General features: G+C 70.1%; 13 protein-coding genes. 7 read left to right on the forward strand and 6 right to left on the reverse strand.

Features of this window, described 5'->3' with window-relative positions:
• Positions 1 to 515: 515 nt before the first annotated feature.
• Positions 516 to 2,867 carry a GH92 family glycosyl hydrolase gene (locus GGR66_RS03910; RefSeq protein ID WP_184447277.1) on the reverse strand — a complete coding sequence of 784 codons (2,352 nt, stop codon included), beginning with the start codon at positions 2,865 to 2,867 and terminating at the stop codon, positions 516 to 518.
• 131 nt (positions 2,868 to 2,998) lie between these two features.
• Between GGR66_RS03910 and GGR66_RS03915 the strand changes: the two genes are divergently transcribed.
• From GGR66_RS03915 to GGR66_RS03925, 3 genes are all read left to right on the forward strand, one after another.
• The gene (locus GGR66_RS03915; protein WP_184447278.1) at positions 2,999 to 4,048 is read left to right on the forward strand and encodes a LacI family DNA-binding transcriptional regulator; all 1,050 of its coding nucleotides are present in this window, start codon (positions 2,999 to 3,001) and stop codon (positions 4,046 to 4,048) included.
• Positions 4,045 to 5,349, forward strand: coding sequence for a sugar MFS transporter (locus GGR66_RS03920; RefSeq protein WP_160965980.1), 1,305 nt, complete (start codon positions 4,045 to 4,047; stop codon positions 5,347 to 5,349). Before GGR66_RS03915 ends, GGR66_RS03920 begins: the two co-directional genes overlap by 4 nt.
• A gap of 91 nt (positions 5,350 to 5,440) precedes the next feature.
• On the forward strand, positions 5,441 to 6,727 hold the full coding sequence (locus GGR66_RS03925; RefSeq protein ID WP_184447279.1) for an AGE family epimerase/isomerase: 1,287 nt from the start codon (positions 5,441 to 5,443) through the stop codon (positions 6,725 to 6,727).
• 173 nt (positions 6,728 to 6,900) lie between these two features.
• Here GGR66_RS03925 and rpoD read toward each other — a convergent pair whose 3' ends face one another.
• A complete protein-coding gene (gene rpoD / locus GGR66_RS03930) occupies positions 6,901 to 8,763 on the reverse strand; it encodes an RNA polymerase sigma factor RpoD (protein WP_184447280.1) in 1,863 nt (620 codons plus the stop codon).
• A gap of 114 nt (positions 8,764 to 8,877) precedes the next feature.
• A complete protein-coding gene (gene dtd, locus GGR66_RS03935) occupies positions 8,878 to 9,318 on the reverse strand; it encodes a D-aminoacyl-tRNA deacylase (RefSeq protein WP_160966102.1) in 441 nt (146 codons plus the stop codon).
• A gap of 185 nt (positions 9,319 to 9,503) precedes the next feature.
• Here dtd and GGR66_RS03940 point away from each other — a divergent pair, with 185 nt between their 5' ends.
• A complete protein-coding gene (locus tag GGR66_RS03940) occupies positions 9,504 to 10,418 on the forward strand; it encodes a lauroyl acyltransferase (RefSeq protein WP_160965974.1) in 915 nt (304 codons plus the stop codon).
• A 104-nt stretch (positions 10,419 to 10,522) separates the two neighbouring features.
• On the opposite strand, the gene GGR66_RS03945 is transcribed toward GGR66_RS03940, so the two are convergent.
• Positions 10,523 to 11,044 carry a GNAT family N-acetyltransferase gene (locus GGR66_RS03945; protein WP_184447281.1) on the reverse strand — a complete coding sequence of 174 codons (522 nt, stop codon included), beginning with the start codon at positions 11,042 to 11,044 and terminating at the stop codon, positions 10,523 to 10,525.
• Between the two features lie 283 nt (positions 11,045 to 11,327).
• Here GGR66_RS03945 and ribA point away from each other — a divergent pair, with 283 nt between their 5' ends.
• From ribA to GGR66_RS03960, 3 genes are all read left to right on the forward strand, one after another.
• Entirely contained in the window at positions 11,328 to 12,452 is a 1,125-nt protein-coding gene (gene ribA, locus GGR66_RS03950) for a GTP cyclohydrolase II RibA (protein WP_184447282.1), read from the forward strand.
• A 160-nt stretch (positions 12,453 to 12,612) separates the two neighbouring features.
• Positions 12,613 to 13,152, forward strand: a complete 540-nt coding sequence (locus GGR66_RS03955) for a PH domain-containing protein (RefSeq protein WP_184447283.1) — start codon at positions 12,613 to 12,615, stop codon at positions 13,150 to 13,152.
• Positions 13,149 to 14,681 carry a PH domain-containing protein gene (locus tag GGR66_RS03960; protein ID WP_184447284.1) on the forward strand — a complete coding sequence of 511 codons (1,533 nt, stop codon included), beginning with the start codon at positions 13,149 to 13,151 and terminating at the stop codon, positions 14,679 to 14,681. The genes GGR66_RS03955 and GGR66_RS03960 overlap by 4 nt, the downstream gene beginning before the upstream one ends.
• Before the next feature lie 22 nt (positions 14,682 to 14,703).
• Here GGR66_RS03960 and GGR66_RS03965 read toward each other — a convergent pair whose 3' ends face one another.
• On the reverse strand, positions 14,704 to 15,738 hold the full coding sequence (locus GGR66_RS03965) for a CDP-glycerol glycerophosphotransferase family protein (RefSeq protein WP_184447285.1): 1,035 nt from the start codon (positions 15,736 to 15,738) through the stop codon (positions 14,704 to 14,706).
• On the reverse strand, positions 15,738 to 16,571 hold the full coding sequence (locus GGR66_RS03970) for a glycosyltransferase family 2 protein (protein ID WP_184447286.1): 834 nt from the start codon (positions 16,569 to 16,571) through the stop codon (positions 15,738 to 15,740). The genes GGR66_RS03965 and GGR66_RS03970 overlap by 1 nt, the downstream gene beginning before the upstream one ends.
• Positions 16,572 to 16,581: the final 10 nt, after the last annotated feature.

Genomic DNA, 16,581 nt, shown 5'->3' on the forward strand with positions numbered 1-16,581 from the left:
GCAACGCGGATCGCGCCGTCGCATGGCAACGGCACCGGAACGGGATGGGCCTGCACGCTGTCGCGCTCCAGAGATCGCAACGGTGCCGGCGCACCCGGTCCGCGCGATGCGATGCAGCTGCGCCACAAGACCACGAACGCCGCAAATGGAATGTGTGGATGACATTAAATGCGCGTGCATGTGATGCGACGCGCTGTGCCGGGATGTGGCGGCGCACGCTCCGCGCCGCCACGCACCCCGCTAGATGCAGCAAAAAATTCACGCGAGGCTGACGCTCCCGCGTGAGTCGCGCACCGAATCTGCAGCAACGGACGCAGAGGGCTGGGCCATCATCCAAACGCAGATGCGCGCCGGCGCGGCTTCGAAGCACCTTTGAACGTGCTTCCACCACACTCAGGCCGGATGCCGCTGGCCCTGTAGGAGCGGCTTCAGCCGCGACCGAGCTTGACCGGGAACGCCTCGTCGCGGCTGAAGCCGCTCCTACAGGACATCTCCAGGAATAGGTGGAGTACCCTTCACTCGCTCATCGAATAGGGGCGCTCGGCGCCAGCTGTCGCCCAGGCGGTGTTGGGTGTGGCCTGGAGTGTGAAGCGCAGTTCGCCGCCGGCCATGAGTTCCTCGTGGCGCAGGAACGTGCGGTTCAGCGGGCGCCCGTTGAGGGTGACGCCGCCCACATAGGGATGCGCATCGTCCAGGCCGTCGGCGATCACCGTGAAGCGCTTGCCGTTGGGCAGCGCCAGCGTGGCGCGCGGCAGGAACGGGCGGCCGAGGATGTACTGGTTGCTGGCCGGCGCCACCGGGTAGAAGCCCAGCGCGGTGAACACGTACCAGGCCGACATCTGCCCCATGTCGTCGTTGCCGGCCAGGCCGTCCGGACGCGCCGCGTACTGGCTGCGCATGATCTGCTGCAGGCGCGCCTGGGTACGCCACGGCTGCCCGGCGTAGGCATACAGATAGGCGACGTGGTGGCTGGGTTCGTTGCCGTGCGCATACCAGCCGATCAGCCCGGTGATGTCCTCCATGTGCGCGAACACCTTGGGATCGACCTTGGCGTCGAACACCTGGTCCAGCCGCGCCAGCAACTTGTCGTCGCCGCCATGCGCACGCGCCAGGCCTGCCACGTCCTGTGGCACGTACCAGGAGTACTGCCAGGCGTTGCCTTCGGTGTAGTCGGTGCCGTAGCCGCTGGCGTCCGGATCGAACGGGGTGCGGAAGCTGCCGTCGCGCTTGCGCGCGCGCATGAAGCCGGTGTCCGGATCGAAGGCGTTGCGCCAGTTGGCGGCGCGCTTGGCGAAGGTGGCGGCGACCTCGGTGCGACCCATGTCCTGCGCCATCTGCGCGATGGTCCAGTCGTCGAAGGCGTACTCCAGGGTCTTGGAGGCAGCCTCGCCTTCTTCGTCGATCGGCACGTAGCCGAGCTCACGATACTGGGCGATGCCGTCGTAGGGCCCGTAGTCGGCGCTGGCCACCATGGCCTTGAGCGCGGCGTCGGTGTCGTAGCCGCGAATGCCCTTCATGTACGCGTCGGCGATCACCGGCACCGCGTGGTAGCCGATCATGCACCAGGTCTCCAGGCCGTGGAACGCCCACACCGGCAGCACGCCGTAAGGGCTTTCGCGTTGGTGCGCGAGCAGCGAGTTGACGATGTCGTTGGTGCGCTGCGGCGGCTGCACGATGGTCAGCAGCGGGTGCAGCGCACGATAGGTGTCCCACAGCGAGAACGTCGAATAGTGGGTGTAGCCCTGCGCCTGGTGCACGGCGTTGTCCGGCCCGCGGTAGCGGCCGTCGCTGTCCATGAACAGGGTCGGGCCGAGCAGGCTGTGGTACAGCGCGGTGTAGAACTGGGTGCGCTGGGTGGGCGGCGCGTCGACGTCCACCGCGCCCAGCGCCTGCGCCCATTGCGCACGCGCGGCACGGCGCACGCCGTCGAAATCCCAGCCCGGCACTTCGGCGTCGAGGTTGGCGATGGCGCTGTCCTCGCTGACCGGCGAGATCGCCACCTTGACCAGCAGCGGCCCGCGCAATGCGTTGCCGAAGTCGAACGACCCCACCAGCTGCCGGCCTTCGATCTGCGCGCGCTGGGTGGGGTCGTTGTCGCCCGGCGGCGGGAAGCCCTTGTAGGGAATGTCCTGTTCGGTGTTGTGGAAGGCGTGGCCGCGCAGCGGCTGCGAGAAGCGCAGGGCGAAGTACAGCTGCCGCCCCGGCGCCCAGCCGCGGGTCTCGCGGAAGCCGGTGACGGTGCCGTCGGCGCGCAGGCGCAGCCGCGACCAGCTGATCTTGCCCGGGTAGTCGTACAGGCTGGTGCGCAGGTCCAGCAGCACGTGCGCCGGCTGGCCGGCCGGATAGGTGTAGCGATGCACGCCGACGCGGGCGCTGGCGGTGAGTTCGGCGCGGACCTTGTAGTCGTCCAGGGTCACTGCGTAATAGCCCGGCTCGGCGCGCTCGTCGTCGTGGCGGAAGCGCGCGCTGTAGCCGCTGCCGGGTTTGTCCGGGTCGCCGCGCTCCAGCCGCACCGTGCCGCTGATCGGCATCAGCAGCACGTCGCCCAGGTCGGAGTGGCCGGTGCCGGAGAAATGCGTATGCGAGAAGCCGACCAGGCTGCGGTCGTCGTAGCGGTAGCCTGCCGCCCAGCCGTAGGCGTCCTTGCGCGGCTGGATGCGCGTGTCCGGGCTCAGCTGGACCATGCCGAACGGCACCGTGGCGCCGGGATAGGTGTGGCCCTCGCCGCCGGTGCCGATGAAGGGATCCACCGCCGCCACCGCACGCTCGCCCACCTTGGCGTCAGGTGCCGCGACGGCGGGCGCGGTCGGCCACAGCGCGGCCAGCAGCAGTGCGGCGGCGGCGCCCAGCATCCTCGAGCTGCGCATGGCAGGCTCCCCAGATCGAATCGATCCAAACCGATAGCACAAACCCGCTGCGATGCCTTGCTGCACTGCAAAATGCGGATCGAATCACGACGGCGCAGGATGAGCGACCTTTTGAACCGGTCTAATGCGCCGTGGCGCCGTCTCCTGCCGACAAACGCGTCACCGTGTCCGACATCGCCGCCGCCTGTGGCGTGTCGCGGGCGACCGTGTCGCTGGTGTTGCGCAACAGCCCGCTGGTGCACGCGGACACGCGCGCGCGGGTGGCGGCGGAGATCGCCCGCCAGGGCTACGTCTACCACCGCGGCGCGGCCAGCCTGCGCGGCCGCGCGTCCAATGCGGTGGCGCTGGTGGTCAACGACCTGGCCAATCCGTTCTTCGCCGAGTTCGCCGGCGGCGTGGACGCGGCGCTGGCCGAGGCCGGCTACGTGATGCTGATGGGCAGCACCGGCGAGTCGCCGGAGCGCCAGCAGACCGTGCTGGCCTCGCTGATCGAGCACCACCCTGCGGCGATGATCCTCTCGCCCACCGAGAACACCGACGCGGCGCGGCTGCGCCAGCTGCTGGGACCGCGCCTGCCGGTACTGCTGTTCAACCGCGCGCTGGACGGCGACTGGCCGCTGCTGGCGCTGGACAACCGCCGCGGCGCGCGCCTGGCCACCGAACACCTGCTGGCGCAGGGCCACCGCGCCATCGCCTTCTTCGGCGGCCACCGCCAGTCCAGTTCCTGCGCCGAGCGCCGCGCCGGCTACCGCGAGGCGCTGGCCGCCGCCGGCATCGCGGTCGACCCGGCGTGGCTGATCGAATGCGCGCCGACCCGGCTGGAAGCCGCGCGCCAGGCCGGCGCGCTGTGCGCGCGCGACCCGCTGCCGACCGCGCTGGTCTGCTACAACGACGTCGTCGCGCTGGGCCTGGCCAGCGGCCTGGCCGAACGCGGCCGCGTGGCCGGCCGCGACTACGCGCTGATCGGCTTCGACGACATTCCCGAAGCCGCCGTCGCCACCCCGCCGCTGTCCACCGTCGCCGTCGCCCCGCGCGAGCGCGGCATGCAGGCCGCGCGCCTGGTGCTGGACGCGCTGCGCCACCGGCAAGCGCTGCCTGCGCTTACCATCGCCCCCGCCCGGCTGTGCCTGCGTGCCAGCAGCCAGGTCGCCCTCTCGCCCGTTCCCGGAGTCGCTGCATGAGCCGTCGCCCGCTGTCCAACACCGCCGCCATCGCGGTGGTCAGCATGATCTTCTTCACCTGGGGCGGCCTGACCAGCCTCAACGACGTGTTGATCCCGCATCTGAAAGCCGTGTTCCAGATGAACTACGCGCAGTCGATGCTGATCCAGTTCACCTTCTTCGGCGCGTACTTCCTGATGTCGGTACCGGCCGGTGCGGTGGTGTCGCGGGTCGGCTACAAGGCCAGCATCGTCATCGGCCTGGTGGTGGCGGCGATCGGCGCGGCGATGTTCTACCCGGCCGCGCGCCTGCCCTCCTACCCACTGTTCCTGACCGCGCTGTTCGTGCTGGCCAGCGGCATCACCTTGCTGCAGGTCGCGGCCAACCCGTACATCAGCCTGATCGGCGCGCCGGAGAAGGCGCCGAGCCGGCTCAACTTCGCGCAGGCGCTGAACTCGCTGGGCACCACCGTGTTCCCGTGGCTGATCGGCCCGCTGATCCTGGCGGGCGCGGTACTCGGCGCCGACCAGCTGGCGGCGATGAATCCCGCGCAGTTGTCCGCCTACCGCGTCGAGCAGGCGCGCTCGGTGGAAATCCCCTACCTGATGCTGGCCGGCGGCCTGCTGTTGCTGGCGGTGTTCGTGCTGGTGATGCGGGTGCCGTCGCTGCGCGAGGACAGCGATTCCAGTGCCGAGTCGCATCACAGCTTCGCCGACGCGCTGCGCCACCCGCACCTGCTGTGGGGCGTGGTGGCGATCTTCATGTACGTGGGCGCGGAAGTGTCGATCGGCAGCTTCCTGATCAACTACATCTCCGGCCCCACCACCGGCGGCCTGACCGAGGCCGACGCCAGCGGCTACCTGCCGTTCTACTGGGGCGGCGCGATGGTCGGCCGCTTCGCCGGCGCGGCGCTGCTGCAGTTCGTCCCGGCACGCAAGCTGCTGGCGACCTTCGCCGGCATCGCCTCGCTGCTGCTGATCGCCACCATGCTCAGCACCGGCCATGTGGCGATGTGGAGCGTGATCGCCATCGGCCTGTTCAACTCGATCATGTTCCCGACCATCTTCACCGTGGCCATCGAGCGCCTGGGCGTGCTCACCAGCAAGGCCTCCAGCCTGCTGATCATGGGCATCGTCGGCGGCGCCATCGTGCCGCTGGCGCAGGGCGCGCTGGCCGACGCCATCGGCATCCAGCATGCCTTCGTGATCCCGCTGCTGTGCTACGCCTACATCGTCTGGTACGGCCTGCGCGGCTCGCGCCTGTCGCCCGAGCTGGCGGCGGCCGCGCCCACCACCGCGCCGACCGCGCGCGTGATGCATTGATCCGCCGATCCGTTCCCGGCACGGCGGCGGCCCACGCCGCCGCCGCGCGCCGCCGTCTTCTCCTCCCTCACACAGTTCGCCAGCCAACCGCATGAATCTGCCCGCCACGCCCCTGCCCGACTTCGCCGACGCCGCCGTCCTGCGCGCGCACATCGCCGACACCATGGCCTTCTACCATCCGCGCGCGATCGACCCGGCGGGCGGCTTCTTCCACTACTTCCGCGACGACGGCAGCGTGTACGACGCCGGCCATCGCCACCTGGTCAGCAGCACCCGCTTCGTCTTCAACTACGCGATGGCGGCGATCGAGTTCGCCGATTCGGCGCTGGCCGCCGAGTACCTGGACGCCGCGCGCCACGGCCTGCGCTACCTGCGCGAGGTGCACCGCGATACCGCCAGCGGCGGCTACGTGTGGACCCTGCGCGACGGCGTGGCCGAGGACCGCACCCAGCACGCCTACGGCGCCGCCTTCGTGCTGCTGGCCTACGCCACCGCGAAGAAGGCCGGCCTGGACACCGATGCGTGGATGGACGAGACCTGGCAACTGCTGGAAACCCGCTACTGGGATGCCGCCGCCGGCCTGTACCGCGACGAGGCCACCCCGGAGTGGACGTTCTCCAGCTACCGCGGCCAGAACGCCAACATGCACCTGTGCGAAGCGCTGATCGCCGCCTACGAGGCCAGCGCCGAGCCGCGCTACCTGCAGCGCGCGCTGCTGCTGGGCGACCACATCACCCGCCGCCAGGCGGCGCTGGCCGGCGGCCTGGTGTGGGAGCACTACGACGCGAACTGGCAGGTGGACTGGGACTACAACCGCGACAACCCCAAGCATCTGTTCCGGCCGTGGGGCTTCCAGCCCGGCCACCAGGTCGAGTGGTCCAAGCTGCTGGTGCTGCTGCACGGGCACTTGCAGGCGGCCACCGGCACCGCGCCGGCGTGGCTGCTGCCGACCGCGCGCCACCTGTTCGACACCGCCCTTGCGCACGGCTGGGACGCGCAGCATGGCGGCATCGTCTACGGCTTCGCCTCCGGTACCGAGGAAGCGCCGGTGGTCGGCGTACCCGATGTGTCCGCAGCGCCGACCTACTTCTGCGACGACGACAAGTACTTCTGGGTGCAGGCCGAAGCCATCGCCGCCGCGTCGCGACTGCTGGCCGCCACGGGCGACGCCACGTATCGCGACGCCTACGACAAGTTGTGGGCGTATTCCTGGGAGCACCTGGTCGACCACCGCTACGGCGCCTGGTTCCGCATCCTCAGCCGCGACAACCGCAGCTACAGCGACGAGAAGAGCCCGGCCGGCAAGACCGATTACCACACCATGGGCGCTTGCCACGACGTGCTGGCGGTGATGCGCGGTAGCAAGGCGTTCGCGTAAGCGGATGCCGTTGTAGGAGCGGCTTCAGCCGCGACTCGGCGTTCCCGGTAAAGCCCGGTCGCGGCGGAAGCCGCTCCTACAAGGGATGCAGCGCACCGTTCGATCCGGCATCTGCGCCCACAAAAAAGCCCCGCACATGGCGGGGCTTTTTCGTTGTCGCGAACCGCGCTCGATCAGTCGATGTCGAGGAAGCTGCGCAGCTGCTCGGAGCGGCTCGGGTGACGCAGCTTGCGCAGCGCCTTGGCCTCTATCTGGCGGATGCGCTCGCGGGTCACGTCGAACTGCTTGCCGACTTCCTCGAGGGTGTGGTCGGTGTTCATGTCGATGCCGAAGCGCATGCGCAGCACCTTGGCTTCCCGCGGGGTCAACCCGGCCAGCACGTCGCGCACGGTCTCGGACAGGTTGATGTTGGTGGTGTTCTCGATCGGGGACTCCACGTTGGTGTCCTCGATGAAGTCGCCCAGATGCGAATCCTCGTCGTCGCCGATCGGGGTTTCCATCGAGATCGGCTCCTTGGCGATCTTCATCACCTTGCGGATCTTGTCCTCGGGCATGTCCATTTCCTTGGCCAGCTCCTCCGGCGTGGCCTCGCGGCCGTACTGCTGGAGCATCTGCCGGGAAATGCGGTTCAACTTGTTGATCGTCTCGATCATGTGCACAGGGATGCGGATGGTGCGCGCCTGGTCGGCGATCGAGCGGGTGATCGCCTGGCGGATCCACCAGGTGGCATAGGTCGAGAACTTGTAGCCGCGGCGGTACTCGAACTTGTCCACCGCCTTCATCAGGCCGATGTTGCCCTCCTGGATCAGGTCGAGGAACTGCAGGCCGCGGTTGGTGTACTTCTTGGCGATCGAGATCACCAGGCGCAGGTTGGCCTCGACCATTTCCTTCTTGGCCTTGCGCGCCTTGGCTTCGCCATAGGCCATGGCGCGGCTGATTTCCTTCAGCTCGGCCAGACTCAGATAGGTGGCCTGCTCCACCGCGACAGTGGCTTCCTGCTCGGCGATGATCTGGTCCTTGACGTCGCGCAGCGCCGACGACCACTTCTGCTTGCGCTTGAGCGCATCGTCGACCCAGGCCACGTTGGTCTGGTTGCCTTCCCAGGAACGGATGAAGTCCTTGCGCGGCATGCGTGCCACGTGGGTGGCCAGATGCAGCACGCGGCGCTCGTGATCCTTGACCTGGGCCATGGTGTCGCGCAGCTTGCGCACCAGCACGTCGGTCAGCGGCAGCGGCAGCTTCAGGGTGACGAACACCTCGGCGATGTCGTTGCGCAGCTTGGTGACCAGCTTGTGCTCGGCGCCGTTCTTGGCGTGAGCCTTCTTGAACTTGGCGTATTCGGTGGCCAGCACTTCCATGCGCCGCGCGACTTCGGCCGGGTCCGGGCCGGTCGGGCCGGCATCCTCTTCGGCGGTATCGACGTCGTCGTCGTCGTCATCGTCGGCATCGGCATCGGCGGCGCTGTCGTCGTCGGACACCGCGACCGGCGGCGCCGGCTCTTCCTCGATCAGGTCGTTGAAGCCGACCACGATCTCGGCCAGCCGCTTCTTGCCTTCCTTGTGCTGTTCGTAGTCCTCGAGCAGGGTCTCCACCGCCAGCGGGAACGCGCCCAGCGCGGCCTGCACCTGGCCGAGGCCTTCCTCGATGCGCTTGGCGATGGCGATCTCGCCTTCACGGGTCAGCAGTTCTACTGTGCCCATCTCGCGCATGTACATGCGCACCGGATCGGTGGTACGGCCACCCTCGGTGTCGAGCGCGGTCAGCGCCGCGGCGGCTTCTTCGGCCGCGGTGTCGTCGACTTCGCGGTTGCCGGTGTTGCCGTCGTTGAGCAACAGGGTTTCGGCATCGGGCGCAACTTCATGGACATCGATGCCCATGCCGTTGATCATGCCGATGATGTCTTCGATCTGTTCGGGATCGACCAGATCGTCGGGAAGGTGGTCGTTGACTTCCGCGTAGGTCAGATAGCCCTGTTCCAGGCCCTTGCTGATCAGTTGCTTGATGTCGGATTGCTGGGCAGGACGTTCGTTGGCCATGAGTGCTCGCGCCACCGGCAGGTAGGTGAATGAGTGAACCTAGCATTATAACAGCCCGGACCGCCGCTTGCCGGACGAGGAGCCTGAATGGCTCCGCCAGGAACGCGCCGGCGTCTACGGCCGGAGCAGGAAAGTGACCGGGCCGTCGTTGACCAGGCTGACGATCATATGGGCACCGAAGCGGCCGCTTTCCACCCCTGGCGGGTGTTGCGCGCGGCACAGCTCCAGCAATCGGTTGAAGCCGCGTTCAGCCTCGGCCGGCGGCGCCGCCGTGGTGAAACTGGGCCGCATCCCCGAGCGCGTATCGGCGGCCAGGGTGAACTGACTGACCAGCAGCAAGCCGCCACCGGTGTCGCGCAACGACTGGTTCATGCGCCCACTCGCATCTGAAAACACCCGGTAGCCGAGCAGGCGCTCGGCCATGCGCCGCAGCTTGGCCTCGTCGTCGCCCGGCTCCACCGCCACCAGCGCCAACAGGCCGGGCCCGATCTGGCCCACGACCTCGCCATCGACGCTGACCGAGGCCTGGGTGACGCGCTGGATCAGCGAGAGCATGGCGGTGGGGCCGGGATTGGGGATTGGGGATTGGGGATTTCGCATTGGTCGCGCCCGACGAACGGTTGCGATCGTGCGGCATCATCGCCGAACCGACGGGATTGAGAAAGCGACGAAGCCGCAGCCGGCGCGATCCTCGATGCCGTTCGGGCGGGTCCGACGCGCCGAGCGGATAAACTGGGTCGATGAAACCTGCGACGCTCGCTTCCCTGCTGTACCGCTGCGCCGCCGCCGTGGCGCGCCTGCCGTGGCCGTGGCTGCGCCGCCTGGCCGATGGCCTGGCCGGGCTGTGGCTGCGCCTGGACGCACGCGAGAGCCGGGTGGTCCGGCGCAACCTGGAACTGGCCTATCCGGACCTGCTGCCCAGCGAGCGCGTGGCCCTGCAGCGCGACGTGCTGCGCTCGACCGCGCGGCAGGCGGTCGAGACCCTGCTGCTGTGGACCCGGCCGCCGGAACAGAATCTGGCGCGGCTGCGCCTGCGCCATGGCCAGGAGCTGTACGACGCGGCACTGGCCGCTGGCCGCGGGGTGATCGTGGCCGCGCCGCATTTCGGCAACTGGGAGCTGCTCAACCAGTGGCTGGCCTCGCGCGGCGACATCGCCATCGTCTACCGCGCGCCGGAGTCGGCGGTCGGCGACGCCTTCCTGCAGTTGGTGCGCAGCGGCGAGCGGGTGCGCCAGGTGCGCGCCGAGGGCCCAGCGGTGCGGCAGTTGTTCAAGACGCTCAAGGACGGCGGCGCGGTCGGCATCCTGCCCGACCAGCAGCCCAAGGCCGGCGACGGCGTGTTCGCCCCGTTCTTCGGCGTGCCGGCGCTGACCATGACCCTGGTCAACCGCCTGGCCGAGCGCACTGGCGCGACCGTGCTGTTCGCCTGGTGCGAGCGGGTCGGCAACGACCTTGAGTTCGCCCTGCACGTGCAGCCCGCGCCAGCGGACATCGCCGATGCCGACCCGCTGCGCGCGGCCACCGCGCTCAACGAGGGCGTGGAGCGGGTGGCGCGGCGCGATCCGGCGCAGTACCAGTGGACCTACAAGCGCTACACGCTGCGCCCGGACCCGGCCGAACCCAATCCCTACGCCACCGAGCGCCATCCGCACTAGGGCGTAAGCCCCCCCGAGCATGCGCGGCGTGGGCGCGTTCCGGGAACCAAGACGCACGAGCGCGTGGCTACCTCCTGCCACGGATCGGCCGGACCGCGGTCGCGCTAATCGTCGTGCGGCTGCGCCGGGCCGGCGAGGATGCGCTGGTAGAACGCCAGGTCCAGCCAGCGCCCGAACTTGAAGCCGGCCTCGCGCACGGTGCCGGCGTGCACGAAGCCGAGTTGCTCGTGCAGGGCGATGCTGCCGGTATTGCTGGCGTCGATGCCGCCGACCAGCACATGCACGCCGCGCGCCTGCGCGGTGTCGATCAGCGCCTGCAGCAGTTGCCGGCCCGCGCCGCGGCCGCGATGGTCGCGGTGCACGTAGACCGAGTGCTCGACGCTGTACTTGAACGCCGGCCAGGCGCGGAAGGTGCCGTAGCTGGCGAAGCCGAGCAGGGTGCCGTCGGCGTCCTCCAGGCCCAGCACCGGGAAGTTGCCGGCGCGTTTGGTCGCGAACCAGGCCGCCATGCTTTCCGGCGGGCGCGGCCGGTAGTCATACAGGGCGGTGGAGTGGACGATGGCGTCGTTGAAGATCTCCAGGATCGCCATGGCGTGGCGCGGTTCGGTGCAATCGACGAGCTGCATGCGGGGGCCGGAGCGGACGCGATGGCGCACAGTAGCAAGCAACCGGCGGCGCGTGCACACCCCACCCGCACCGGCGTGTTGCCGCAGACGGCGCATTCGGTTGCATCGGCGGCGCGCACACGCGGGCACAGTGCGTTCCATCGCCTGCGGGCTGGCGCGTCAGGCAAAGCGCGCGACAATGGCGCCCGGGCGCCATCAGCGCCCACCGGCACCGCGCCGGCGCCGCCGCGACCGGACGCGGCAGCCTTGAAGCGGCGCCGCCGATCCCCATCTGGAGTCGTGCATGACCAGCCCCACCGCCCCTTCCGCGCACGCCTTCGGCGATCCTGCCGCGATCCGCAGCGAACGCGCGGCATCGGAGTTGCGCGCCGGGCGCCCGGTGCTGCTCGAGGACCGTGCCGGCCACGTCCGTGCGGTCATGGCGCTGGACAGCAGCACCGAACCCTCCTATCGCAGCTTCGCCCAGGCCACCGGGCAGCGGCACTACCTGTTCGTGACCCCGGCGCGCGCGCAGGTGCTGGGCCTGGACGCGCCGCAGGGCGCGCGCATCGCCCTGGCCGGGCAGTCCTACGACGCGCTGGCGGCGTTGGCCTACCTGCGCGACGGCCCGCTGCCGGCGCACTGGCTGCCCGGCGACGCGCTCGACGCCGGGGCCGCCGAGATCGCACGCCTGGGCCTGCTGCTGCCGGCGATGGTCGCCGCGGAACTGGGGGCCGACAGCAGCGCCTTCCAGGGCTGCCAGGCGCTGCAGTTGGAGGATCTGGAGCACGGCTGCGCCCTCGCCGCCTCCGACAGCTACACCCTGGTCACCCGCACCCAGGTGCCGCTGCGCGACCTGGGACCCGGCGAATTCGTGGTGTTCCGCGGCGGCGTGGCGCAGCGCGACCAGGTCGCGATCGTGATCGGCCAGCCCGACCTCGGCGCGCCGGTGCCGGTGCGCGTGCATTCCTCCTGCCTCACCGGCGACCTGTTCGGCTCGCTCAAGTGCGACTGCGGCGACCAGTTGCGGCATGGCCTGGCCAAGCTCAAGGCGCTGGGCGGCGGCGTGCTGCTGTACCTGGACCAGGAAGGCCGCGGCACCGGCATCGCCACCAAGATGCGCGCCTACGGCTACCAGCACGACGGCCTGGATACCATCGACGCCGACGCGCAACTGGGCTTCGGCGCCGACGAACGCCGCTACGGCAGCGCCGTGGCGATGCTGCGCGGGCTCGGCATCGGCCGCGTGCGCCTGCTCACCAACAACCCGTCCAAGGCCGAGCGCCTGCGCGCGGCTGGCATCGAGGTGACCGAGCGCATCCCGGTCACCGGCACGATCACCGCCGAGAACGAAGGCTACCTGCGCACCAAGGCGGCCCGCGCCGGCCACGCGCTGGACGTGGACGCGCTGCTGCGCGCGGCGCGCTGACCCCACGGCGCGGAACGGCGCGCCACACCACACCCCTGGATCGCGCCGGGAACCGCGCGGCGGGCAGCGCACGCCCGCCAGCGGCGCGTTAGGATCGCAGGCCACGCCGCGCGCCCGCGCCCGCTCGCCCCGAGACCCCGACGTGACTGCACCGCCACCCATGGACGACTCCCCCACCGTGCCTGCGCCGAGCGCGCCCGCCACCATGCCGGCGCCCGCGGAGTGGCCGCCGGCGGACTGGCAACCGCTGCCCTTGCGCGGCGCCTGGCTGGCCGCGCTCGGCGGTGGCTGCATGCTCGGGCTCAGCCTGGTGGTCGCAGCCGCCATCGTCGGCCTCAGCCTGCATAGCCTGCATGCACTGGCCCTGGGCGCCGTGGCGGCGGCAGTGGGCAGCCTGTGCGGTGCCTGGATCGGCTTCGTCCGCCACCGGCGCATCCGCTGGCGGCTGACTGTCCAGGGCCTGGACGTGTTCCGCGGGCGCCTGTGGCAGAGCGAGACGCACGTGCCGATCTCGCGCGTGCAGCACCTGGACCTGCGCCGCGGGCCGCTGGAACGCGCGCTGCGCCTGGCCACCCTGGTCGTGCACACCGCCGGCACCCGCCATACCGCGGTCGCCGTGCCCGGCCTGGACCAGGCCGACGCCGAACGCCTGCGCGAGCGCCTGGCGCACCAGCTCGACCACGACGACGACGCGCTGTGAGCGGCGGCGCCGACTCCGAACACACGGCACCGGTGCGGCGCCTGCATCCGTGGTCGTGGCTGTTCGTGTTGCTGCAGCACCTCAGGCATTTCCTGCTGCCGTTGCTGGCGCTGCTGGTGTTCGGCAGCCGCGACGGCCACCGCGATCATGCCGATCACTTGGTGATGCTGGCGGTGTGCAGCGGGCTGGTGGCGGTGTCGCTGCTGCGCTATCTCACCTACCAGTACCGCATCGGCCGCGACAGCCTGAGCATCCGCAGTGGCTGGCTGGAACGCAGCCTGCGCGAGATCCCGTTCGCGCGCATCCACAACGTGGTGGTGCACCAGTCGCTGCTGCACCGCCTGTTCGGCGTGGCCGAGGTGCGCCTGGAGTCGGCCGGCGGCACCAAGCCCGAGGCGCAGATGCGGGTGCTGCGGCTGGACCAGGCACTGGCGCTGGAACAGCAGATCCGCCACCGCGCGCCCGCCGCCGACACGACCGCCGCCACCGATACCGACGCTGCGCCCGCCGCCGCGCCGGACAGCGAACTGCTGCTGGCGCTGCCCACCGCCGAGGTGCTGCGCCAGGGGCTGATCTCCAACCGCGGCATGGTGGTGCTGCTCACCGCGTTCGGCGCCACCTACCACCTGTTCCCCGAGCGCATGATCTCCAACGCGATCGAGCACTACGGGCGGCAACTGTTCGGCTACGCCACGCACCTGCAACTGGGCTGGATGGCCGGCACGGTCACCTTCGCGCTGATGCTGGCGACGCTGTTGCTGCTGATGCGCGCGTTGTCGATGGGACTGGCGCTGGTGCAGTACCACGGCTTCCGGCTGAGCGAGAGCGAGCGCCGGCTGACCGTGGAACGCGGCCTGCTGACGCGACTGCGCAGCAGCGTGGCGCGGCGCCGGATCCAGGCCTGGACCCTGCACGAGAGCGTGCTGCAACGGCTGCTGCGGCGGCGCAGCCTGCATATCGAGACGGCGGTGATCCAGGCGCACCACGGGCACGACCACGCTCTGACGGAACTGGCGCCACTGGCCACCCCGGCCGCCTGCGATGCGCTGCTGCAGCGGCTGCTGCCGCAGATCGCCTGGCCGCCGGCGCACTGGCACGGCATCGCCACGCGCTGCTGGTGGCGGCTGTCGCTGCCGGCGCTGCTGCTGGTGCCGCTGCTGTGCGCGGGGCTGTGGCCCACGCTCGGCGTCTGGGCCGCGCTGCTCCTGCTGTGGCTGCCGTGGTCGGCGTTCAAGTCCTGGCGCCAGGCGCAACGCATGGGCTACGCACTGGATGCGCGCTACGTGGCGGTGCGCGGCGGTTGGTGGCGGCGCTGGTGGCGGCTGGCCGAACTGGACAAGTTGCAGGCGCTGCACCTGAGCCGTTCGCCGCTGGACCGCTGGTGCGGCACCGCGACGCTGTGGCTGGACACCGCCGGCGCCCGCCACGGCGAACCGCCACTGCGCATGCGGCTGCTGCCGGACGCGCAGGCACGGGCGCTGTACCGGCAACTGGGCGACGCGCTGGCGCAGCGGCGGCCGCGCTGGTGAACGCGCGCGGCGCTGCGGCGCGTCAGCGCGCGCCGCGGCCCCAGTAGCCGATGCGGCGACGGATCTTCAGCTTGCGCCACAGGTTCAACGGTTTGCGCCGCGGGTTGCGCGCGCCCTCGGCGACGAACTCGTCGATCGCGCGCAGCACGCGCTCGCTGGACTGGCCGTCGCGGTAGGGATGCAGGCCATCGGCGAACTCGCGGATCGCCGCCATCAGTTCCGGCGGCCGCTGCAGCGCGCGGCGGATCGCCGGCTCGAACTGCGCCGGATCGTCGATGTCGATCAGCTGCGGCCCCGGGCGACGGTTCTTGAACGTCACCACCGGCTTGTAGGTGAGCAGGAACTCGTTGAGCGCGGACGAGGTGTCCGAGCACATCATGTCCACCTGCGGGAACAGCTCCAGGATGTTGTCGTTGTCGGCGAAGTGCAGGTACTCGCTCTCCAGCGCGCGGTAGCGCGCGACCATCGCCGGGTCCATCTTCGGATGGAAGGTGACGATCCAGCGCCATTCGCCGCTGCGCGAGAGCCGCGCGACTTCGTCGTAGAGGATGCCGGCCGCGCTCCACGACGGCGAGAACGTGGAGTGGTACAGGATCACCGGCGGCTGCCGCACCGGCGCCAGCTCCGCGCCGATCTCGCGCATGAACGGATCGATCTTGGGGAAGCCGGTCTCCTTGACCGCGAAGTGGCCGAGCTTGCGCGCCAGCGCACCGAACGCCGCGGTGTCGCGCGGGCCGGTGGTGCAGTACAGGTCGAAGAAACCACGCACGTAGATGTGCCGCGGCTTGCCGGCGTCGAAGCCGTGGAAGGTCTCGACCTTCACGCCCGGGAAGAAATGCGGCACTGCGTTGCTGGAGGTGATCACCGCATACGGATTCCACGCCAGCACCTCTTCCACCGTCGCCAGGTGGCGCTCGTCGGCGCTCAGATCCTCGGCGCCGGGGCCGTCGAAGAACCACGCCGCCTCGTCACCGCGCGCGCGGATCGCCTCCTGCAGCGGGCGCAGGATCGCCAGCGCGTAGCGCTCGGATCCGTACAGCAGATAGTGCTTGCTCATCAGTGCTCCAGATCGTGCCGTTGCAGTTGCACCCGCGCCTGCTCCACCGAGGCCGGGTTGATCTGCATTTCGTAGTAGCGCATGCGCTTGTACAGCGCGTAGCTGGCCGCGGTCTGCGCCACCACGAAGCCGCGCCAGCCGTCGAGGAAGGCCAGCCGCAGCAGATAGTCCTTGAGGAAGGCGCCGGCGAACACGAACGGGCTCTGCCACATTCTCACCGGCTTGCGCTTGTCGCGCCAGCCGAGCGCCTTGAGTTCGGCGTAGCGCAGCACCTTGAGTTGCTTGTGCACCAGGGTCGGGTTGTGCAGATGGTTGAACGGCGGCGCGAACTCGGCGCTGGCGCCGTCGAAGCGCAGCGATTCGTGCACCCGCGCATCGCTCCAGCGCGCGCGGCCGCGGTGGTACAACCGCGCCAGGCGCTCGCCGACCATGGGTTTGTACCAGCGCATCGGCGCGCCCATGTACCAGGTGCTGCGGCGCAGCCACACCGCATCCACGCGGTCCTCGGCGAGCAGCTGCGGCAGCCGCGCCAGGCATTCGGCGCGCAGCGCGTCGGACAGGAATTCGTCCGCGTCCAGCACCAGGATCCAGTCGTGCGCGGCCTGGGTGGAGGCGAAGTTGCGCTGCGGGCCGAAACCCAACCAGGCCTGCTCGACCACGCGCGCGCCGTGCGCGCGGGCGATCGCCACGGTGTCGTCGGTGCTGCCGCAGTCCACCACCAGCTTGTCGGCGGCGAACGGCACGCTGTCCAGACAGCGCGCGATGTTGGCGGCCTCGTTGTAGGTCATCACCACCAGGCTCAGCGGCAGGGTGGTCGCGGCGGCGTCGGCCATGGCGCGCGGT

Origin of the sequence: Xanthomonas sp. 3498, from assembly GCF_014199795.1 — a bacterium.
Classification (GTDB): domain Bacteria; phylum Pseudomonadota; class Gammaproteobacteria; order Xanthomonadales; family Xanthomonadaceae; genus Xanthomonas_A; species Xanthomonas_A rydalmerensis.